Origin of the sequence: Microbacterium aurum (assembly GCF_016907815.1) — a bacterium.
Classification (GTDB): Bacteria; Actinomycetota; Actinomycetes; order Actinomycetales; family Microbacteriaceae; genus Microbacterium; species Microbacterium aurum.
In genome coordinates this window covers 2,010,182-2,031,099 of the sequence record NZ_JAFBCQ010000001.1, presented here as the reverse complement: position 1 = coordinate 2,031,099, position 20,918 = coordinate 2,010,182, and the positions used below count along the sequence as shown (strand labels likewise).

Sequence of the window (20,918 nt, the reverse complement as noted above, 5' to 3'; positions counted from 1 at the left end):
CGCCCGTCTATCGCAGGGGGTTGTCGAGCTGGGACAGCCGCAGCAGCTCACAGTGCGTGCCGGTGATCCCTCGGTTGGTGACAACCGGGGCACAGACGATGAACACCGTGAAGACGATCGGGCGGGAGGCCTCGACGGGTTCGGTGCCCCAGGTGCCGTCCCGATGCCGGGTCCCCTCGATGGTGTAGGCAACGGCCCCTTCGGGTATCTGGCCGGGGGCTGCCTGCGAGGTCGCGGTCTCCCACGCCTCCGGCACGAACATCTCCTGGATGCTCAGCCATTGCCGGGTCTGGTGCTGTCGGAGCTGCGCCCACGCCTCGGCGCCGGGCAGGTAGGCGCGGACGTCGCCGGCCAGCGCGTCCGCCTCTTCGCCGGCGGCGACATCCACGATGACCTGGGCGTAGTCGGCCGGGCCGTACCCGTTGGTGGTGTCCCAGCCGAATAGTGCCTGGGCGACCTGACGGGCGAACGTCTCCGGCCCGCCGAGCTGTGACACGGGCGCTGGCCCGGCCGGGGACGTTCCGGTTGGCGGGGCCGTGATGGTCGGGGCCGCCGTGCCGGTGGGGGCGGGTTCTGTGCGGGGTGCGGGGCCGCGCAGCAGCCCGTAGATGCCGACACTGACCAGCAGGGCGAGGACGAGACCTGCGGCGATCAGGGCGATCAGCACACGGCGGCGGCGACGATCATCGGCAGGGGCGGTGGGGTCCATGCGAGGGTCCTCCCAGAAGGCGACAGAAGTGGTCGCCAGGAAGGTGCACCCCGCCACCCCGAGAGCCGATCAAATCGGCGCCGGTCAGGTCGGTGCCGGTCAGGCGATGTGTTCGCCCAGGCGCTGTGCCTGCCGGGACGCGCGTGCGGCGTCAGCGAACGCGACGGTGCCGGCGATGGTGTCCTCGAACCGCGCCCATTGCTCGTCGGTGAGCGCCGGGCCGACCTCGGCGGGGTCGTGGTGGGTCCACCAGCCGGCGAGGTCGTCCCAGATCGCGAGGAAGACGGTCAGCGGGTACGGCACCACCTCGCCCGGCTCGACCGCTGTGAGCCGGGGACGGGGTTTGCGGCCCGTCTTCTTCGCCGCTCGCACGCGGGCGAGCGCGTCTTTGGCGAGGTGCTCCAGCTCCACAGCGCGCGCGTCCCGTTCCGCGGCCCGCACACCGGCGGCCTCCGCCCTGGCCTGCTCGCACAGCTCCGCCGGCTGGGTGGGGTCGGCGGCGAGCTGGTCGAGCTCGGCGAGGGACAGTTCGGCGTTCATGCGCAGGTGAGCGGGGTAGACCTTCCCGCCGGCTCTGATCCGCTCCACCTCCTCCGCCGCACGCTGCCGGACAGCGTCGGGCTGGTCGGGGTCGGCGGCGAGGTCTTCGAGGCGCACGATGCGTTCCATCGTGGTGTGGGAGTCGCGGCCGGTGACCATCTGCGCGGCCTGCACCGCCGCCTCCCCAAAGCCCGCCCACGGTGCCGTTAAGTTAACGGCACCGTTCTTCTCGTTCGCGCCGGCGGGCTGGAATCGGGTGGCCTCCTGTCGCAGCGTGGCCCCTTCGGTCAGGAGGGCTTTGAGCTCCCGGTAGAGGGCGGCGGCTTCGAGCTGGGTCAGCGGTTTGTGCAGCAGGTTGTCGTCCTGCTCGGCCAGGAGTTGCCCGAGCCGGTCGGACACCCCGGACCGGACCCACACGTTGACGGTCTTCCACCCGAGCTGGCGGATCGCCGCGAGGCGGCGGGCACCGCAGATCAGGTGCCCGTCGAGGGTGATCGTGATCGGTTGCAGCAGCCCGTTGCGGCGGATCGACTCGACCAGCGGTGCCAGGTCGCCGTAGTCCTGCCGGTGCCGAGACCCGACGCCGATGGCATCGACGGCCCGCTCCAGCTCGATGTGTCCGCCGGGCGTGGTGCTCATGGCAGATCGTCCCCGGTGTCGGGGGCGGCGAGCCCTGCGGTGAGTACGAGGTCGTCGTCGCGCAGCAGCGCGCGGAGGGGTTCGCCGTTCAGCAGCCGTAGCAGCAGGCCGCGCCCGGTGTTGGTGCCGGACAGTGCAGGGTCGGGGTGGCCGAGCACGATCCGCAGCAGCGTCGTCCACGACGAGCCCGGCAGGTCCAGCAGGGCGCGGGCCTGCCGGTCGCGGCGCAGCGTCTCGAACGCCGACGCCCGCGAGACGGACTCCGCAAGCCGTCCGGTGATGTACTCCACCGCGGCTCGTGCCGTCGCCGGCTCCCAGCCCACCCAGGACAGCAGCGCAATCGTGTCCTCCACCGCGGCGGTGACGTTCACCGCACGCTCCGGCACCACCTCACCACCGTTCTCCTCATCGTCGGTGTCGGTGTCGGCGAAGGGGGCGATGTGAAAGGCGGGGTGGTAGTCGGGCAGCGGGTTCTCCCGGTCGCTGAACCGCTCGGCGTCGTGGAACACCGAGTAGCGGGGGCGGCGTGCCTGGTGCACCGAGCACAGCAGCCCGTTGCCGCGTTCCTCGCCGATGCAAGTCACCTGTACCGCGCGGGTGACCACCGCCCACGGGTCATCCGCGCGGCGGGTCGCCGCTCCCCGCATAGCCTCGAACGCGGCCGAGGCAGCCTCCCACGGGTCCAGACCGTGCTTCTTGGCGAGCGCGGCGTACTTGTCGGCGGCGTGCCGCATCAGCAAGGCGGCCTCCGGGTCGTGCCGCCACGCGCCCTTGCCCGCCTCGTGCAGCCGGTTCAGGAGCGCGCGCAGCGCCTCCGAGTCCTCGAATCTCGCCCGCTGTTCGCGGGGGCTTTCCGGTGTCATCACACAACCTCCTGCACAGCAGGTGCACCAGGACTCCCACCCGACGCCGTGCGCGTCGACCGATCCGGGGTGGACACGGCTACCCCAACCCGATTCCGGACCGCGACACCCACGAGTGCCGGGGGCTCCCGCCGCGACCGAATGCAGTCACCGGGGGCAGGCGACGTGCCCTCTCGCTCACCACCCGTGCCCCTGAGCGGGCGACGGTGCGCGCACCCCGGTACGCCTGTCCGGGGGCCCGGCGGGCTCGGCGGGCGAGCTCGGCATGGAAGTCGATGCCCTGCTCGGCGACCCTGCCCGTCCGCGCGGCCAGCAGATCGGTGGGCCGCACCCACTCCACCCCCGACCGTCGCCGCCCCGCCTCCGCGTCGGCCTTCGGCTTCGTCACGGACGGGTCGCCATGCCGGGCCAACTCCGACACCTCCCCGTCCCCGCCTCGCCTCGGCTCCTCGGTCGCCGGCGCCGACTCATCGCGGTGTCCCTGGCGGACGGGAACGGGATGCTGCTCGTGCGTGGCAGGGGTCTGGTTGTCGTCGTTCATGTTGTCTCCTCCGAGTCGGGGCCGGTCATCGCCGGCCGGGCGAACCAGCGGCCCACCGTGGACGGGTGCACGCCCAGGTGGCGGGCGATCTGCTTGTTCGACCAGCCCTCCTCGTCCCGCAGCAGCACCGCCGCCTCACGCCCCTCACCCCGCGATACCGCCGCCGTCGCCACCGGGACGGACGGCATCACCGGCTGACCCACGGGGACATCCGCCGCTGTCGGCGGCTCGGCAGAAGGGTCGGATGCGGGCGCGGGGACGGGGCGGGTGAGGATGACGGTGAGGTGGGTGATCGCCAGCAGCACCAGCGGGGGCACCGCCGCGACGGACGCGGCGAGCACCGCCGGCACGTCGGCGTCGGCGGCGACGACGGCATGGATCGCGTTGGCCGTCACCGACACCACCGCTCCGGCGGCCAGCAGCCCCCACGGGTACCACGCCTGCCGGTGCCCGGCCAGGGCGACCACGGCGACGGTTGCGACCACGATGATGCCGTCCACGATCAGCGGCCACGCCCACGCCTGCCCCGCCTCGATCCCGGAACGCCGGGCCAGGTCCGCCAGAGCGGTGAACGACAGCCAGAACGCTCCCGCGGCGATGAACACCGTCCCGCCCGCCGCGGTCACCACCGCCCACCGCCTCCCCGCCTGAACCGCCATCACAACCCCCTCCCCGGTACGGCCGGGCGGGCCGACCCGGGGCGGCGGTCGAACCAGCCGACCCCTGCCGGTGACGCGGTCTGCGTCGCGGAGGTCGTCGTGCGCCTGACGGGGTCGGGGTGAACGGCGCGGTAGGCGGATCGGACGGTCGCGGTGATCTCCCGCGGCCCAAAGTCCGACTTCGCTGCCGTCAGCACCGCATCGAGGGCATCAGCGAGCGGGACGCCGCCTTCGGCCAGTCGGCACGACGCCCAGAACAGTTTGAGATTGCGGTCGGTGTCCTGCCGGTCCACCCACCGCGCCAACCGCTCCGCATCCTCCCGACCCACCCGCTGCCCGCCGACCGGACGGGGGCGGATCGGAGGGTGGGGGTCGAGGAAGTCCCGCAACCTGCCCGCATCCGGCTCGCGTCCCGGGCCGGGGGCGACCTGGACAATGCGGTATCCGACCGTGGCGGCGCCGATGGGTCGGGACGAGGGCGGGACGATGATGTATCCGCCGTCGCCACGGAAATCGACTCCCGCGCGCCCGGCCTGCCAGGACCGTTGCGCGGTGCCCGGTGTCGCCGGGTAGTAGGCGTGCATGCCGCCCGTGGGGGTGCGCACCAGCAGCTCCCAACCCTCGACCAGACCCGCGTCGCCGGCACGGCGGAAGCTCGCCCGCCCGTCGACCGGGCCGTGCACGTCCACATCCACCACCACCAGCCCGGACGGCGCCCCCGTGGGGACGGCGATGTTCGCGCCCGGCCACCGTCGCCACCACGCCGACACCTGGGCGGGATCGGTGCTCGCGTCGTGGAACCCGTGCCCGGTCAGGGGGCGCTTGCCGCCCGGCACGCACGGGAACACCGGCACCCCAGCGTCCGCGAACCGTGCCGCGGCCGCAGGCAACGGCAGGCCCGCTGCCTCGGTGAACAGCGACGCGGCCCGCATCACAAGCCCCTCACCGCGGTATCCGCCGCCCGAGACGCCCGCGCCGGCTCCACCCGCGCCGCCGTCGCAGGCCGCTCCGCCCGCGCAGGGCGTTCGGTACGCGGGGCGTCGCGGTTCAGGCCGGGCGGGTCGCCTCCGCCGAGCTGCACGGTCGGGAGGGCATCGAGGATCGCCCCGGCGGTCTTGCGGACCCGCTCTCCGGTGGCCTGCACCACCTCGGCGGGGTCCTTGTCCTTCACCGTCCCGGCCCACCCCGACACATACGGGATCGTGTACGAGCTGGTGTCCATGCCGTGCGCGGCGCCGATCATCAACGCCACCGACTCCGCCTCCACCTCCCCGATCCCGCGATGCCGTGTCGCATCCGGGTTGTCGGGGCCGTGCAGGCGCACATGCGCGAGCTCGTGCGCGAGGGTCTTCACCTGCGCGGCATCGTCCATGTCCATCCGCACCGAGACCGTGCGATTCGTGTAGTCGGTCAGGCCGTTCGCGCCGTGGATCAGCCCGGCGCGCTCGACCCGCAGCACCGCGAATCCTTCCGCTTCCACCAGGCCGGCCAAGCCCTCCCATAGCCCTTCGGGCGCGGCGCCTTCCAGCAGCACCGGCGCAGCGCGCTCAGGGATCGGATCACCCGTCGTCTGCGACACGTCCCAGACATAGGCCGGCTTCGCGCCGACCATCCGGGAGCGCACCGCCTCGCCCGGCTTCGGCTTCTCGAACCGCCCCAGCCGGCGCCACGACAACGAGTCCCGCGGGGTCGAGGACGCGAACCGGCCCGTCACCGGGGCGAAGATCATGTACCCCGGCTGGCCCTTCTCCACCTGACGGCCGAGTGTCTGCCACTGCTTGTACCCGGCGACATACGTCGGCTCCGGCGCCGACACCCGCCCCTGCTCGAAAGCGTCGAGATGCTGAGCCCAGATCAGCAGCGTGTTCCCAAACGACCGCGACCGGAACCGGGCTGCGAACTCGAGCGCGCGACGCCAGTCGTCCCCGGAGGAAAGCTGACCGACCGCAGCCGCCAGCCGTTCATGCAGCGCGTCGAGCTTCGCATCCCGCGCGGCCCGCTGATCCTCGGTCGCGGCCATCGGTGTCCTCCTCCCGGCGTGTCACACCGCACACGGCGGATGACTCCTGCGACCAGAAGGTGCGCCAAGAGGAACAGCGAAGGTCGAGACGGACGACGGGCAAAGTTGGCGACCGCCAGGCGCAGCGCTGAACCCGACGTGGTGACGTCCCCTGGGGTGGTGGGTTTTCCGGCAGGGTCGTCGGCGTCGTAGACGTTGGTGAGCCATCGTGCGATGGTCAGTGAGTACCGATCAAAGTCACTCACAGGAAGACACAAACGCACGATGGCTCTTAACCAGTCTGCCCTCCTCGAGCTCCTCGGGGAACTGAAACTCACCGATGTCACCGACCGGATCCGAGTCGCGACCGAGACGCTCTATCAGGAGCTGATCGACGCGGAAGCGGCGGCGTTCATCGGCGCCGCCCCGTATGAGCGCACCGAGGGCCGCGTCGCGGTCCGCAACGGCTCCAGGCCCCGCACCCTGTCGACGACAGCCGGGGATCTGGAGCTGCGGATCCCGAAGCTGCGGGCCGGGTCCTTCTTCCCGTCGCTGCTGGAACGCCGCCGGAGGGTCGATCAGGCGTTGTTCGCGGTCGTGATGGAGGCCTACGTCCACGGCGTCTCGACCCGCAAGGTCGACGACCTCGTCAAGGCGCTGGGCGCGGACACCGGCATCTCCAAGTCGGAGGTGTCGCGGATCTGCGGCAACCTCGACGAGGACGTCGCGGCGTTCCGGGACCGGCCCCTCGCCGACAGCGCCTACCCGTACGTGTTCCTCGACGCGACCTATTGCAAGGCCCGGGTCGGCCGGCGGGTGGTCTCGCAGGCGGTCGTCGTTGCCGTGGGAGTCGCGGCCGACGGGCGGCGGGAGGTGCTCGGCTTCGAGGTCGGAGACACCGAGTCGCAGCCGTTCTGGACCACGTTCCTGCGCTCGTTGAAGGCGCGTGGGCTGGACGGGGTGAAGCTCGTGATCAGCGACGCGCACACCGGGCTGATCGCAGCGATCGAGACCGTGTTCGTCGGCTCCGCCTGGCAACGCTGCCGAGTGCATTTCATGCGGAACGTGCTCGCCAACGTCCCGAAGACGGCTGGCCCGATGGTCGCGTCGATCATCCGCACGATCTTCGCGCAGCCGGACACGGAGCACGTGTTCGCGCAGTTCCACGAGGTCGTCCGCATGCTCGCCAGGTCGCATCCGAAGGTCGCGGACATGCTCGAGGACGCCAAGAACGACATCCTCGCGTTCTGCGGATTCCCGCAGCAGCACTGGCGGCAGATCTGGTCCACGAACCCGCTCGAACGCGTCAACAAGGAGATCAAACGCCGCACCGACGTCGTCGGAACCTTCCCCAACCCCGCCGCGCTACTGCGCCTGGCCGGGCACGTCCTCATCGAGCAACACGACGAATGGGACGGCGCCGACCGCCGCTACTTCAGCGAACACTCCATGAAGCTCCTGCAAGTCGAAGCAGAGGAGGTCGCGATCCCCGAACTCGCTGCGGCATAATCACAGAAGCTGACCCGCACGGTGTCGAGAAACTCCACCAACCAGCGGGACGTCACCCCCGACGTGGTCAAACTCGGTCTACATCATCCGCTGGCGCCCTGGCGATCTGAGCACCAAAACATGAGCGTTTCGCCTGGGCATACGCGCGTTCAGTCAGGGTTTGAGCGTGCCGGAGCACCACTGCTGATTCTGCGATACTCCGACGGGCACACGCCGATGCTCCTGCGGAACTGACGTGCAGCGAAGTCAGGGTCGTTCCAACCCACCCTGGCGGCGATGTCCGAGATAGGTGAATTCTCCACGCGCAGGAGGTGGGCCATTCGTTCGGCACGGAGCATCGTCAGGTACGAGATCGGCGATTTCCCAAACGCATCGACGAAAACTCGACGCAGCTGAGACACCGACAGATGCGCTCGCGCCGCGAGCTCGGTCACCGTCCAATGACGATCCAACTCCACACGCAAGGACCGTGCAATATCCAACGCCTCAGGACGTACAGGGCGGAAGAGGCGATGCCGCGGCACGGTGGGAACCGACGCGTTTCGCCGCGCGACAGCGGTTCCCTCATTGGCGACCACGAGAAACGGAACCAAGACATCGAATACGGCAGAAACTAGCGATTGCGCCCGATAGAAACGATCAGGAGGCACGCCCTCGACACTCAACGCAGCCAACTCGTCAAGCCACGGCATCATCAGCCCCGCCCGGTGCTTACCGATGCGCAGAACCTGGGTGGGTTCCGCATAATGCGTATCGAGGAACTGGCTCGCGTCGAGTCGCTCTTGGAACCGTGAAGCGTACTGCCAAAACACTTGGTCAATGACATAGTCTCGGTCGAGATAGAGCGTCGTGGTCGCTACCCACCCGTCGGGTTCAGCACCACAGAGAGTGTTTGCCGCCAGAACAACGACATCACCGACGCTGACAAAGTGCGCGCCAAACTCACTGAAGAGTCGAGCCCGACCCGCCCGTATGACAATGAACTTGACGCAATCGAAAGCGATTGGCTCAACCGGATCGTGCGCGACTTGCGTTCGGGCGAGCAACGGCGAGAACGCGGCCACCGGCGCCGCCGGCACACCAGCAGACTCCGTAGGCCCCTCCCACCGAACATCGCCAGTCATAGTTGGCAATCGAAGGGCACTCGCGTCTGAGAATCGAGTACCCCTAACGGTACTCATATGACGCTTGCCAGAACCCTAACGGCTACCTCACGTTGAACAGTTTGCGTGCAGTTTGCGCCGAGGTAAGGTCACCAGACCATCGGGAGGAGAGATGCGAGGAATCCTACTGCTGCGGTGCAGAGCATGGTGATCGCTAGGGTCTGGCAGAGACGTTCCGGGTGGGAGCGTTTGTGCAGGCGGAGTCGGTCGGGCCGGCGTTCGGGAACGTATCCGGTGACGGTGGTCGAATCGTGGTCGCGAAGATCATCGCGGGGTGTGAGGGGGCGCGTATAGGTGCGTTCCTTCGCGCTCCATATCGCGATCTGCTGCTGATCGAGGTCCTCGACGATGGTGACGTTCGTTGGGGTGCGCGGACCATCGATGGCGGCGATGATGAGCGCTGCGATCAGGAAGGGGATGCCGATGATTGCACCGATCCAGGACAGCATTTCGCCAATGATGCCGATGGTGTCGGTGATGCTCATCGCTGCGGCGTGCTTTGAGGCTAGATGGTCATGCCGTCGAGCCGGTAGCCCATGCCGGGTTCGGTGAGCAGGTGGGCAGGGTTGCTGGGGTCTTCTTCGAGTTTGCGGCGGAGTTGGGAGACATAGAGGCGGAGGTAGCCGGTGTCTTCGGCGTGTTCGGTGCCCCAGATGGTGGTGAGGATGGTTTGGCGGGTGACGAGTTTCCCGGCGTTGCGGATGAGGATGTCGATGAACTGCCACTCGGTGGGGGTGAGCCGAATCTGTTTCTGCCCGTCGGAGGTGTCGCGGGTGACGCTGTGGGCGGCGAGGTCGATGGTGACGTTGCCGAGGTGCACCACGGGCGTAGCGTCTTCTTGGGGAACACGCCGTGTAAGGGCGCGGATGCGAGCGAGGAGTTCTTCGACGGCGAAGGGTTTGGTGATGTAGTCGTCGGCGCCGGCATCGAGGGCTTCGACCTTGTCGGCGGCACCGGCGCGGCCGGACACGACGAGGATGGGGGCCTGGGACCAGCCGCGGATGCCGTGGATGACTTCGATGCCGTCGAGTTCGGGCATGCCGAGGTCGATGAGGAAGATGTCCGGGTGATGGTCGATGGCTGCCGTAATCGCCTGGGCGCCGTCGGCTGCGGTGAAGATCTGGTACCCCTTGGCGGTGAGGGTGATGCGCAGGGCGCGGAGGATCTGGGGGTCGTCGTCGGCGATGAGGATCTTCATGACGGCTCCTGGCTCGTGGAGATCGTGGGGAGGGAGATGACCATGGTGAGTCCGCCACCGGGGGTGTCCTCGGGGGTGAGGGTGCCGTGCATGGCTTCGATAAAACCGCGCGAGAGGGCAAGGCCCAGGCCCAGGCCGGTGGTGTTGTCGGTGTCGCCGAGGCGTTGGAACGGCAGGAAGATATCGTCCAGTTTCTCGGGCGGGATGCCGGGTCCGCGGTCGACGATACGGATTTCGAGACGGTCTCCGAACGTGCTGGTGCTGACGTGGATGGGGGTGCCGGCCGGGCTGTAGCGGTGCGCATTGGTGAGGAGGTTGACGAGCACACGTTGAAGCAGGACCGGGTCGGCATGCGCCACCGCGTCACCGTGATTCAGCGCGAGAGTCACGTCGGTGGGCCCGAGGTGGAGTTCGTCGAGGGCGGGCGCGATGGTCTCGGCGGGATCGGTCGGGATCTCCGCGATAGTGAGCACGCCCGCCTGCAGCCTGCTGACATCGAGGAGGTCAGTGACCAGAGTCGCGAGAGCGCCGAGGCTCTCCTCGGCGGTGTCGAGCAGTTCCCTCTTCTGCGCGGACGCCAAGTCGGGCCCTGCCGCTTTGAGACCCCCGACAGCGGCGGATGCAGCCGCGAGCGGGCGACGCAGATCATGACTGAGCGCGGACAGGAGCGCACCGCGCACCCGATCCGATGCCGCGATCGGCTCGATCTGCTTCGCCGTCTCGGTGAGGTGCTCGTGTTCCAAGGTCGCGGCGAGTTGCGCGGTGACGACGGCAAGGAGGCGTTGCTCGGACGCGGCAAGGTCCGGGCCGTGCAGTTCTAAGGTGGTGTCGTCGGTGATCCGGATACTGGCGTGATAATTGTCGGGCAGCGGTTCCCCGGACCGGGCGAGGACGTCTTCGCCGCGCATGAGCCGCACGCCGGGGAGTTGGAAGGCTTCGCGGGTGCGGTCGATGAGTGCTTGGATCGCGTTGTCTCCGCGAAGGACGCTGCCAGCGATGGTCTGGATGAGTTCAGATTCGGCGGCGGAGCGTCGGGCGGCTCGGGTGTAACGGGCAGCCCGGTCGACGACGAAACTCACCAGGCCCGCGATAAGGACGTACAGGACCAGGGACAGCAGATGATGCGGCTGGTGAATGTGGATCGTGTACAGCGGTTCGATGAACAGGAAATCGAGCGTGATCCCCGACAGGACGGCGGCGAACAGGGCTGGCCAGATCCCTCCGACAAGTGCGACGACGACGACCAGGAGCTGGTAACTGAGGACGTCGGTGGTGATCGAGTCTTCGCTGCGGAACACGCTCAGCAGTGCGGTAAGCGCGGGCCCGCCCAGGAGCGCGACCACGAACCCGAGGATGCGTCGTTTACGGGTGAGCGCTCCGGTCAGAGGGGGCAGGGTGAAGCGTTTGCCGGCGGCAGCATGGTTGACCATGTGCACGTCGATGTCCCCGGATTCACGGACGACGGTCGCGCCGATCCCGGGTCCGGTAAACGCGGCGGTGACGCGTCCACGGCGGCTGGCACCGAGAACGAGCTGCGTGGCGTTGACCGAGCGGGCGAACTCCACCAGCGCGGTGGGGATGTCCTCCCCGATGACCTGATGGTAGGTGCCGTTGAGTTTCTCGACGAGCGCACGCTGCTCGGCAAGGGTCGCCGGGTTCCCGCTGCGGAGCCCGTCTTGACTGGTGATGTGCACAGCGATGAGCTCGCCGCCGGCGGAGCGGGCCGCGATCCGCGCCGCGGCGCAGCAGCGTCTCGCCTTCGGGGCCGCCGGTGAGGGCGACGACGACGCGTTCGCGGGCTTCCCAGGTGCTGTCGATGCCGTGATCCTTGCGGTATCCCTTCAGCGCCTGATCGACCTCGTCCGCGAGCCAGATCAGGGCGAGCTCACGCAACGCGGTGAGGTTCCCGAGGCGGAAGTAGTTCGACAAGGCGGCGTCGATGCGTTCAGCCGGGTACACGAATCCGCCGCTGAGCCGGTCGCGGAGCGCTTGCGGGGCGAGGTCGACGACCTCGATCTGTTCCGCACCGCGGAGGAAGCTGTCGGGGACGGTCTCTCGTTGCGGGACGCCGGTGATCTGTTCGACGACGTCGTTGAGGGATTCGATGTGCTGGATGTTGAGGGTGGAGATGACGTCGATGCCGGCGGTGAGGAGTTCTTCGACGTCTTGCCAGCGTTTGTCGTTCTTCGAGCCGGGCGCGTTGGTGTGCGCGAGCTCGTCGACGAGCGCAATACCGGGGCGACGATCCAGCACCGCCTGCAGGTCCATCTCCTCGAGGGCAACCCCGCGATGTTCGATGCGTGTGCGCGGGACGGCCGGGATTCCCGCGGTCATCGCCGCCGTCGCGGCGCGGCCGTGGGTTTCCACGATCCCGACGACGACATCTTTCCCGTTCCCGAGGAGGCGTCGCCCTTCTTCCAGCATGGTGAAGGTCTTGCCGACGCCGGGGGCAGCGCCGAGCAACACCCGAAGCTGCCCCCGTTTCGGCATGATCAGTCCTCCAACTCGTCCAGGGCGAGGTTCAGTTCCAGAACGTTCACCCTCGATTCTCCCAAATACCCGGCATCCGGGCCCTGGGTGTGTGCCGCGACGAGCTCCCGTACCTGCTCCACGGGGATCCCGCGTGCGTCGGCGACCCGGTCGATCTGGATCTGCGCGTACGCGGGGCTGATGTGCGGGTCCAGTCCCGACGAGGACGCGGTGACCGCATCCACGGGGACTTCGGCCTCGGTGACGCCGTTGAACTCTGCGACCTGGGCTTTGCGTTCGGTGATCGCGGCGATCAGGTCCTCGTTCTCCGGCCCGTAGTTCGACCCGGAGGAGGCGCCTCCGTCGTACCCGTCGCCGGCGGCGGAGGGCCGCGACTGGAAGTACTCGGGCAGCGGGTTGCCGTCCGCGTCGGTGAAGGACTGGCCGATCAGCGACGACCCGACCGGGTCACCGTCCTGGTTGGTGATGATCGACCCGTTGGCCTGGGCGGGCAAAGCGACCTGCCCGATGCCGGTGATCACCAGGGTGTAGCCGACACCTAGGACAAGGGTCAGGAGCGCCATGGCGCGGGTGGCGACCCAGATGGTGCGCCCGACTCCACGAGCTTGTGTGTTCATGATGTTCTCTTCTTTCCGAAGGTGTGTCAGAAGCCGGGGATGAGCCGGACGAGCAGGTCGATCAACCAGATCCCGACGAACGGGGCGACCACGCCGCCCAGCCCGTAGATGGCGAGGTTGCGGCCGAGGATGCTGGACGCGTTCCCGGGCCGGTACTTCACTCCACGCAACGCGAGCGGGATGAGGAACACGATCACGATCGCGTTGAAGATGATCGCCGACAGCACCGCCGAGGCAGGCGAGTGCAGGCCCATGATGTTCAGCGCGGCGAGCTGCGGGAACACGCCCATGAACATCGCGGGGATGATCGCGAAGTACTTCGCGATATCGTTCGCGATCGAGAACGTCGTCAACGCCCCGCGGGTGATCAGCAGCTGCTTCCCGATCCGCACCACGTCGATGAGCTTGGACGGGTCGGAATCGAGGTCGACCATGTTCCCGGCCTCTTTCGCCGCCGACGTGCCGGAGTTCATCGCGACCCCGACATCGGCCTGCGCCAGCGCCGGGGCGTCGTTGGTGCCGTCACCGGTCATCGCGACGAGATTCCCGCCCTCCTGCTCCTTACGGATGTAGGCGAGCTTGTCCTCCGGGGTGGCTTCGGCGAGGAAGTCGTCGACGCCGGCTTCCTTCGCGATGGCGGCCGCGGTGAGGGGGTTGTCGCCGGTGATCATCACCGTGCGGATACCCATCGCCCGCATCTCGGCGAACTTCGCCGGCAGCCCCTCCTTGACGACATCCTTGAGGTGCACCACCCCGAGCAGACGCCCCGCACCGGTCGCGTCCTTGGTCGCGACGACGAGCGGGGTGCCGCCGGACTGGGAGATGCGCTCGACATACTCGTCGAGCTCCGCGACCAGCGACGACGGCAACCGTTCACCGCCCTCTTCCAGCCACGCCATCACGGCAGAGCCGGCGCCCTTACGGATCTGGGTGCCATCGGGCAGGTCCAGGCCCGACATGCGCGTCTGCGCCGTGAACGGGACGATCTCTCCAGTGGTGTTCCGGTCGAACTCTCCGTGCTCCTGCTCGGCGAGCTCGACGATCGACACGCCCTCTGGGGTCGGGTCCGCCAGCGAGGACAACGCGGCGGCACGGACCAGCTCCTGCTCCCTCACCCCGCCGAGACGGACGAACGCGCTGGCGCGCCGGTTGCCGTAGGTGATGGTGCCGGTCTTGTCCAGCAGCAGCGTCGTCACATCGCCGGCCGCTTCGACCGCACGCCCGGACATCGCCAGCACGTTGCGCTGCACGAGCCGGTCCATCCCGGCGATACCGATCGCCGACAACAGCGCCCCAATCGTCGTCGGGATCAGACACACCAGCAGCGCGACCAACACGGTGACGCTCACGGGGGCGGCCGCGTAGGACGCGATCGGGTTCAGGGTGAGCGCGACGACGACGAAGATGATCGACAGGGACGCGAGCAGGATGTTCAACGCGATCTCGTTCGGCGTCTTCTGCCGCGCGGCACCCTCGACGAGAGAGATCATCCGGTCCACGAACGTCTCACCCGGCTTGGAGGTGATGCGCACCACGATCCGATCCGACAGCACCCGTGTGCCACCGGTGACCGCGGAACGGTCGCCGCCGGACTCGCGTACCACCGGGGCGGATTCGCCCGTGATGGCCGACTCGTCTACCGACGCGATGCCCCACACGATGTCCCCGTCGCCGGGGATCAGCTCACCCGCGGTCACGACAACCACATCACCGAGCGTGAGATCCGAAGAGGACACCTGCGTGGTTGTGGCCCGCTCCGCAGCGGCATCGGCCTTCGGGTCGTAGCTGGTGACTCGGCTGGCCATGGTGCTGGTGCGGGTCTTGCGGAGGGTTTCCGCCTGCGCTTTGCCGCGGCCTTCGGCGACAGACTCGGCGAGGTTCGCGAACAGCACGGTCAGCCACAGCCACGCCGCGATCGCCCAGGTGAACGACCACGGCACGACCGTGCCGCCGGAATCGGCAGGTCCGCCGATGAACGGCTCAGCGACGGCGAGGACCGTGGTGAGCGCGGCACCGACCCAGACGAGGAACATGACGGGGTTGCGCCACTGCTCTTTGGGGTTGAGTTTGCGGAACGCGCCGGGCAGGGCTGCCCGGACCTGTTCCCAGGTGAACCCGCCCTTCCGGGTGGGGGTACCCGCCGTTTTCGGGCGGGGTTCGGTGATGGTGGACATGGTTTACATCAGCCCTTCCGCTAGCGGACCTAGCGCGAGAACGGGGAAGAAGGTCAGTGCGGTCACCAGGATCGTGACCACGGTCAGCAGCCCGATGAACATCGGACGGTGCGTGGGGAGGGTGCCGGAGGTGCTAGGAACCTTGTCCTGAGCGGCCAGAGAGCCCGCCAGGGCGAGGACGAACACGATCGGCACGAACCGTCCCAGCAAGATCGCGAGACCCAGCGTGGTGTTCAGCCACGGCGTGTTCGCGGTGAGACCCGCGAACGCGGAACCGTTGTTGTTCGCCGCAGACGTGAACGCGTACAGCACCTCGGACATGCCGTGGATGCCAGGGTTCCAGATCGAGGTGTTTTCCACCTCTTCCCGGACACCGGGGATCGCGAAGCTCAGCGCCGTACCGGCCAGCACCAGGGTGGGCATGACGAGGATGTAGAGCGCGGCGAGCTTGATCTCGCGCGGGCCGATCTTCTTGCCCAGGTACTCCGGAGTGCGTCCGATCAGCAAGCCAGAGATGAACACGGCGATGACCGCGAGGATCAGGATCGCGTAGATCCCGGAGCCGACGCCGCCCGGAGTGACTTCACCGAGCATCATGTTCAGCATCGGCATCATCCCGCCGAGCCCGGTGTACGAGTCGTGCATTGCAGCGACCGCACCGGTCGAGGTTCCCGTGCTGGTGGTGGTGAAGAGCGTCGAGCCGATGATTCCGAGTCGCTGTTCCTTGCCTTCCATCGCGCCACCGGCAAGCTCGGGAGCGGTGCCCATGCCGGCGGATTCCAGCGCGGTGAGGATGCTGAACGACGCTACGTACAGGATCGCCATCACGGAGAGGATCGCGTACCCCTGACGGTTGTCACCCACCATCCGCCCGAAGGTGCGGGGAAGGGAGAAGGGGATGACGAGCATCAACAGCACCTCGAACACGTTCGTCCACGCTGTGGGGTTCTCGAACGGGTGCGAGGAGTTTGCGTTGAAGAATCCGCCCCCGTTGGTGCCGAGCAGCTTGATGACCTCCTGCGAAGCCGTCGGCCCGCCGGGGATCGTCTGCGTGGCGCCGGTGATCGTGGTGACGGAGGTGAATCCGTTGAAGTTCTGGATCACCCCGCCGATCATCAGCACGATCGCACCGACGACGGCGATCGGCAGCAGAATGCGCAGCGTGCCGCGGATCAGATCGACCCAGAAGTTCCCGATCGTGCCGGATCGTCGGTAGGCGAAGCCGCGCACCAGGGCGATCGCGACCGCGATACCCACGGCGGCGGACACGAAGTTCTGCACCGCGAGACCCGCGAACTGTACGGTGTAGCCGACGGTGAGCTCCGGCGAGTAGGACTGCCAGTTCGTGTTGCCGACGAACGAGGCTGCGGTGTTGAATGACAGATGCTCAGACGGAGCCTCCAAGCCCAGCGAGTACGGCAGCCACTGTTGGAGACGTTGCAGACCGTATACGATCAGCAGGCCGATCGCGGAGAACGCGAGCACGCTGCGCAGATACGCCTGCCAAGTCTGCTCGGTCTTGGAATCGACGCCAATGATCTTGTAAATCCCGCGTTCGACCTTCCAGTCCTTGCGGGACGTGTAGACCCAGGCCATGTAGTCACCGAACGGGCGGTAGAGCACGCCCAGGATGATGGCGACGGTGGCGAGGGCGAGAAGCGCGTACACCCAGGTCATCAGAAGCGCTCCGGTTTCACGAGAGCGAACACGAGATACACGATCGCCGCGACCCCGAGACCGGCGGCGAGAAGTTCAAAGACGATCACAGCTTCTCCACCGCCTTCCCCAGCAGCCCGACGACCACGAACAAGGCGATCACGCCGAGCACGTAGACGATGTCAAGCACAACAAGCTCCATTCGGATAACAAGCGACAGCAGGACCACTAGCCGCGCAACCCGAAACAGCGGGCGCAACTCACGATCAAACACCCGCCCACACCCCCGAAACAGGCGTCCTAACAGAACCCATACGAGGATCGGACGGACTCTGACAGCCCGCTAACACGACAGCCCGCAGAGCGCTCTGATGGCACGGGTCCTGGTCGCCGCCCCTCAGGGTGGTGCTGTTAGCGGCAGGCCGAGAAGGCGCATGAGTTCCGTCAGGGGATGTTCCCTGCCTGATGGGTGCCGCGTAGAAGTGGAGGCATGACCCTCACCGCCATCCTCCCCACCCTCAGACTCAGCATCCCCGACCCCCTCCAACCCCGACATTGGCCCGAACACACCGTCCCCACGGTCTCAGATGTCGTGATCGGCGGAGTATCCCTGACAAGGCTGGTGGAGATCAGCGGCACCCCGTCGCTGCTCACCGGAGACCTGCCCCACCCGAAACCGGCCGAGGCGCGCGCTCAGGGGATCGGCAACGATGTCACTGTCCTCATCTTTCAGGTCACCCTCCGTATCGACACCGACACCGATAAACGCGTCGCCCTCACCGACTGCGGATTCGACCGGGTGACCCCGTGCTGGGACGAGTGCCGGCTCATCGGCCGCACCTCGACCGCGAAGAGCACCACCATCGAACTCATCCCCGGCGAAACCGGGTCTGCGCCCTGGCCGTACCCGATCGTCACCCTTCCTACAGACGTCCACCAAGGCGACCTCCTCGCCGTCCCCTGCGCCGGCGCGGTCACGCTCAGCGACGTGCGCCCACGCCCGCAGGAAGCCTTCGCCCCCGCCGAACGGGTCCGGGAACTCGCGGTGACCCGATGAGCATCACGCACACGCTGATCTCCTCTCGGGCGATGGCTCTTGCCGCCCTGTACGAGGACTGCCCGCCCTGGCCCGCAGACACCGCCTTCACTGACCACGACATCAGCATCGGCGCGCAATCACTCACCGCCCTCGCAGCACAGCGCGGCACCCCCTGCCTCCTTATCGCGCCCAGCAGCGCATCGGCGCGAGGAGAGGAGTACCGAACTGTCGTCATTACAACGATTCTCGACCGCACACCGCGCCGCGGGCTACGGCACCCCATGGAGCTGACGGTCAACTGCGACCTTGGCGCCCTCGACTCCCGCGTCCTCGACGTCCTGCCCCTGCAGTGCCCGAACGCGCGGCACCGCAAGACGACCCTGCTGCGCTCCCCGCACACGCAGACCGCCATCAGGGTGCTGCTTCCGCAGACCTGCGCCCCCGGTGACCTCCTCGCCCTCACCTGCGAAGGCACGATCGCACTCGGGCAGATCACCAGCCACCCCGCCCGCATCCACCCGGGCAGTGACGACGAGCCGTGGCAAGGCAGGTGCCTCAAATAATGGACACCATCCGACACACCACCCGCTCGTCCCCGGCAGGCCCGCAGCCTGGGCAGGCTCGTTTGCTCCTCTACGGCGACTCGCTCGACAGCCTCGCCTATCTTGCTGCGGCCGCTCCTCACAGTCACGGCGCACTCGACGATCGGAGGGCGCGAACCATGATCGTGGGAATCCGCGTGCCCGACACCAACCACCCTCGGCAAGCGCTCCGGAGTCAGCTCCGAGCAGCGCACGACATCCTCACGAAACCGCTGCGCACGCACCCCCTGGTGCGGCACATCTTCTACATCGTCGAAGTCCCCTCTGACTCACCGACCCCTGACCGCGCCGTCAACGCATTGTCCGCAGCGATCTGCGCACACCACGCCGAGATCGAAATGCGCCACGGTCGCGACATCTGCATCACCGGAATCGTCACCACCTGCCGCACCGACCCCGAAGCACTCGCCGAACGCGTAGACCAGAGGGTCACCACAACACCCCTCGAGAGCCACTACGCGACCTCCTGGGATCAGATCGCACACAGATCCATTGCCGCCGCCGCCGCAGAAGCACTTCTCTAGCGTCGCGGAAGCCCTACCTTGGACCCATCGATGGTCACGGGCGCCGACTCTCAGGGCGAGTCCGGGTGCTTACTTGTCTCTCCCAGGAGACAGTGCATGCGTCTCCTCGTAGACGGCCATCCACACGTGGTCGTACACGCTTCGCGTGATCCTCCCTCGACGAAGATCCTCTGTTGCGCGCTCCATCAGCAACGACAGCGTGATGATCATCTCTTCACGATCCTCATCATCACGACGAGGCCAGAGCACGAACCGGCTCGACCATGCTGTTGCCACGCGTCCGCGAAGCGGACGCGCCTTCCACCAAAGGAACGCACCGGTCGAAACCCCTGCCAGCACGATACCGACCGCCGACGCCTCAGGAGACGCGCCAACCGCGACAAGCAGAATCCACAGCAATAGGCCCACGCTTAGGGCCACCGGCGCGAAAGCACTCGCCAACCGAGCCCAGAACCGTTCACGCTCTGACGACACCGGCGAGTACACGACCAACCGGGACGTCCCGACCCCGTGACGCGCAACAGCGTGATAAACGGACCCCCAGTGCACGGGTCGTGGAAGCCGGGAGCCGCTATGAAATGGTGCCCGGCTATCTGTGGGACCTACGAGAGACATGCACTGATGCTTGCTCGATCACGAAATCACCGCGAGAGCACCATACGGACCCCATGCAGCAAACCCACAGATCGCCTCGGCTTGCTAACGCAATCCCAACACCAACGCCCGCGCGCCGCTCCGCACAAGACAGTAGGAGCTGCTCCCTGTTTCCATCCGTTGGCTGTCGCATCTCAATCGAATGCGACACCGGGAGCAGCTTAGCCGCGCTCAGCCTCGGTGAACATGCCGGCAACCAGCGGGTCCTTGCAAAGCAGGAGTCTCTCAAGAGTTGAACATCTTCCGGGCAGTTCTCAAAGCCGCGACAGCTTGCCTCGGGAGAACACCATTCCCGAGCGACGCAAGTTGTTGGTTGGTGGTGAGCCCATGACTTGCATCGGTCACCCATCCCGACGGTAGCCCCATAAGCCATTCGACGAATAGGGGCGCCGGACGAGGGCCGGTCTCGTCGCTCAGAATCGCCGGAGAAGGAGCAGCGCGGCTAGTGATCTGCTCCCACCGAGTCACGGCTTCGGCGTATCGTCCCCAGCGTCGAAAAGCTGCCCGATCAACGACCACAGGCTCTCGGACTCGTCTGGGCGCGGGTAGCCGTTCGGACCGTGGAGGGCAAGGTCGATGATCTGATGGCTCAGCGCAATCGTGCCCCGCCGTGCTTTCACCTGCTGCAAACTCTCCCCGCCACGGGACGCGTCCGACGCCAGTGGGGTTCGGAAGAGTGCGATGGGCGAGGATGAAGACCCGGTATCGGGGATGGGGTGCGCCGATGGCGGTGGCGGGTAGACCGATCCATTGCGCGTCACACCGGAGGTCGGCCAGGTCTCCCAGAACTGCTCCTGCTGCCCGAAGAGGTCGAGCTGCGGTTTCTCCCACATGCCACGAGTCGGATTCCACACCGCGAGGGGTTGCGCCGCTGGGAGTTGCACCTCTGGGGTTGCGTTGCTCATCGTTGTCTCCTTCGGGGATCGTGCGGATCGCGGGTGCAGATAGCAGCCCGCGGACGTTCTCGATCACGACCCACTCCGGTTGCAGAGCATCGATTGCTGCGGCCATGTGAGACCAGAGTCCGGAGCGAGTGCCGGGCTTGAGGCCGGCCATCTTCCCGACCGTCGACACGTCCTGGCAAGGAAAGCCGCCGCAGAGGATGTCCACCGGCGGGACGGTATTCCAGTTGATGGTGGTGATGTCGCCGAGATTGGGGGCGTCGGGCCAGTGGTGGGAGAAGACGCGGGCGATGGGCTGGTTGATTTCGGAGAACCAGATGGTGCGGGCGTGGAAGATTTCCTCGACGGCGAGGTCGAGCCCGCCGTAGCCGGAGAACAGCGACCCTACCCGTAGGCGACCGTCGTTAGTGTTCTCGACTTCTGACATACGGACTCCGCCG

General features: G+C 67.4%; 20 protein-coding genes and 2 pseudogenes. 4 read left to right on the top strand and 18 right to left on the bottom strand.

What is annotated here, in order from left to right:
- Positions 1-7 precede the first annotated feature (7 nt).
- The 7 genes from JOD60_RS10055 to JOD60_RS10025 form a co-directional block, all read right to left on the bottom strand.
- Positions 8-709, bottom strand: coding sequence for a hypothetical protein (locus JOD60_RS10055; protein ID WP_076690491.1), 702 nt, complete (start codon positions 707-709; stop codon positions 8-10).
- Between the two features lie 99 nt (positions 710-808).
- Positions 809-1,888: a ParB/RepB/Spo0J family partition protein gene (locus tag JOD60_RS10050; protein WP_076690490.1), complete on the bottom strand. Its 1,080-nt coding sequence runs from the start codon at positions 1,886-1,888 to the stop codon at positions 809-811.
- Positions 1,885-2,751 carry a hypothetical protein gene (locus JOD60_RS10045; protein WP_076690489.1) on the bottom strand — a complete coding sequence of 289 codons (867 nt, stop codon included), beginning with the start codon at positions 2,749-2,751 and terminating at the stop codon, positions 1,885-1,887. Before JOD60_RS10045 ends, JOD60_RS10050 begins: the two co-directional genes overlap by 4 nt.
- 79 nt (positions 2,752-2,830) lie before the next feature.
- Positions 2,831-3,292: a hypothetical protein gene (locus JOD60_RS10040; protein WP_076690488.1), complete on the bottom strand. Its 462-nt coding sequence runs from the start codon at positions 3,290-3,292 to the stop codon at positions 2,831-2,833.
- Complete coding sequence (locus tag JOD60_RS10035) at positions 3,289-3,951, bottom strand: DUF2637 domain-containing protein (RefSeq protein ID WP_076690487.1); 663 nt, start codon at positions 3,949-3,951, stop codon at positions 3,289-3,291. The genes JOD60_RS10040 and JOD60_RS10035 overlap by 4 nt, the downstream gene beginning before the upstream one ends.
- Positions 3,951-4,883: a bifunctional DNA primase/polymerase gene (locus JOD60_RS10030; protein ID WP_076690486.1), complete on the bottom strand. Its 933-nt coding sequence runs from the start codon at positions 4,881-4,883 to the stop codon at positions 3,951-3,953. The genes JOD60_RS10035 and JOD60_RS10030 overlap by 1 nt, the downstream gene beginning before the upstream one ends.
- Complete coding sequence (locus JOD60_RS10025) at positions 4,883-5,971, bottom strand: ArdC family protein (RefSeq protein ID WP_076690485.1); 1,089 nt, start codon at positions 5,969-5,971, stop codon at positions 4,883-4,885. Before JOD60_RS10025 ends, JOD60_RS10030 begins: the two co-directional genes overlap by 1 nt.
- Positions 5,972-6,235: 264 nt before the next feature.
- Here JOD60_RS10025 and JOD60_RS10020 point away from each other — a divergent pair, with 264 nt between their 5' ends.
- Positions 6,236-7,459 (top strand): IS256 family transposase, encoded by a 1,224-nt coding sequence (locus JOD60_RS10020; protein ID WP_076688550.1) that lies wholly within the window; start codon positions 6,236-6,238, stop codon positions 7,457-7,459.
- A 149-nt stretch (positions 7,460-7,608) separates the two neighbouring features.
- Here the strand turns inward: JOD60_RS10020 and JOD60_RS10015 are convergent, their stop codons facing one another.
- From JOD60_RS10015 to JOD60_RS17345, 8 genes and pseudogenes are all read right to left on the bottom strand, one after another.
- Positions 7,609-8,538: a helix-turn-helix transcriptional regulator gene (locus tag JOD60_RS10015; protein ID WP_232321743.1), complete on the bottom strand. Its 930-nt coding sequence runs from the start codon at positions 8,536-8,538 to the stop codon at positions 7,609-7,611.
- A 173-nt stretch (positions 8,539-8,711) separates the two neighbouring features.
- Positions 8,712-9,107 carry a hypothetical protein gene (locus JOD60_RS10010; RefSeq protein ID WP_076690484.1) on the bottom strand — a complete coding sequence of 132 codons (396 nt, stop codon included), beginning with the start codon at positions 9,105-9,107 and terminating at the stop codon, positions 8,712-8,714.
- A 20-nt stretch (positions 9,108-9,127) separates the two neighbouring features.
- A complete protein-coding gene (locus JOD60_RS10005; RefSeq protein WP_076690483.1) occupies positions 9,128-9,820 on the bottom strand; it encodes a response regulator in 693 nt (230 codons plus the stop codon).
- Positions 9,817-12,310: pseudogene (locus JOD60_RS10000) on the bottom strand (ATP-binding protein). Before JOD60_RS10000 ends, JOD60_RS10005 begins: the two are co-directional and overlap by 4 nt.
- A 2-nt stretch (positions 12,311-12,312) precedes the next feature.
- Complete coding sequence (kdpC, locus tag JOD60_RS09995) at positions 12,313-12,927, bottom strand: potassium-transporting ATPase subunit KdpC (RefSeq protein WP_076690481.1); 615 nt, start codon at positions 12,925-12,927, stop codon at positions 12,313-12,315.
- A 26-nt stretch (positions 12,928-12,953) separates the two neighbouring features.
- Complete coding sequence (gene kdpB, locus JOD60_RS09990) at positions 12,954-15,101, bottom strand: potassium-transporting ATPase subunit KdpB (RefSeq protein ID WP_076690480.1); 2,148 nt, start codon at positions 15,099-15,101, stop codon at positions 12,954-12,956.
- Between the two features lie 3 nt (positions 15,102-15,104).
- Positions 15,105-16,778 carry a potassium-transporting ATPase subunit KdpA gene (gene kdpA / locus JOD60_RS09985; RefSeq protein WP_076690479.1) on the bottom strand — a complete coding sequence of 558 codons (1,674 nt, stop codon included), beginning with the start codon at positions 16,776-16,778 and terminating at the stop codon, positions 15,105-15,107.
- On the bottom strand, positions 16,778-16,867 hold the full coding sequence (locus JOD60_RS17345) for a potassium-transporting ATPase subunit F (RefSeq protein ID WP_035731468.1): 90 nt from the start codon (positions 16,865-16,867) through the stop codon (positions 16,778-16,780). The genes kdpA and JOD60_RS17345 overlap by 1 nt, the downstream gene beginning before the upstream one ends.
- A gap of 380 nt (positions 16,868-17,247) precedes the next feature.
- Here JOD60_RS17345 and JOD60_RS09975 point away from each other — a divergent pair, with 380 nt between their 5' ends.
- From JOD60_RS09975 to JOD60_RS09965, 3 genes are read left to right on the top strand one after another with little or no spacing between them, the layout of a single operon-like run.
- Positions 17,248-17,814: a hypothetical protein gene (locus tag JOD60_RS09975; RefSeq protein ID WP_076690478.1), complete on the top strand. Its 567-nt coding sequence runs from the start codon at positions 17,248-17,250 to the stop codon at positions 17,812-17,814.
- Positions 17,811-18,359 carry a hypothetical protein gene (locus JOD60_RS09970; protein ID WP_076690477.1) on the top strand — a complete coding sequence of 183 codons (549 nt, stop codon included), beginning with the start codon at positions 17,811-17,813 and terminating at the stop codon, positions 18,357-18,359. Before JOD60_RS09975 ends, JOD60_RS09970 begins: the two co-directional genes overlap by 4 nt.
- Complete coding sequence (locus JOD60_RS09965) at positions 18,359-18,922, top strand: hypothetical protein (protein ID WP_157127927.1); 564 nt, start codon at positions 18,359-18,361, stop codon at positions 18,920-18,922. Before JOD60_RS09970 ends, JOD60_RS09965 begins: the two co-directional genes overlap by 1 nt.
- Positions 18,923-18,991: 69 nt before the next feature.
- On the opposite strand, the gene JOD60_RS17340 is transcribed toward JOD60_RS09965, so the two are convergent.
- From JOD60_RS17340 to JOD60_RS16750, 3 genes and pseudogenes are all read right to left on the bottom strand, one after another.
- Complete coding sequence (locus tag JOD60_RS17340) at positions 18,992-19,537, bottom strand: DUF6611 family protein (protein WP_372430959.1); 546 nt, start codon at positions 19,535-19,537, stop codon at positions 18,992-18,994.
- A 503-nt stretch (positions 19,538-20,040) separates the two neighbouring features.
- On the bottom strand, positions 20,041-20,481 hold the full coding sequence (locus tag JOD60_RS16755) for a hypothetical protein (RefSeq protein WP_232321804.1): 441 nt from the start codon (positions 20,479-20,481) through the stop codon (positions 20,041-20,043).
- A gap of 31 nt (positions 20,482-20,512) precedes the next feature.
- Positions 20,513-20,905: pseudogene (locus JOD60_RS16750) on the bottom strand (DNA cytosine methyltransferase); the annotation flags it as partial.
- Between the last annotated feature and the right edge of the window lie 13 nt (positions 20,906-20,918).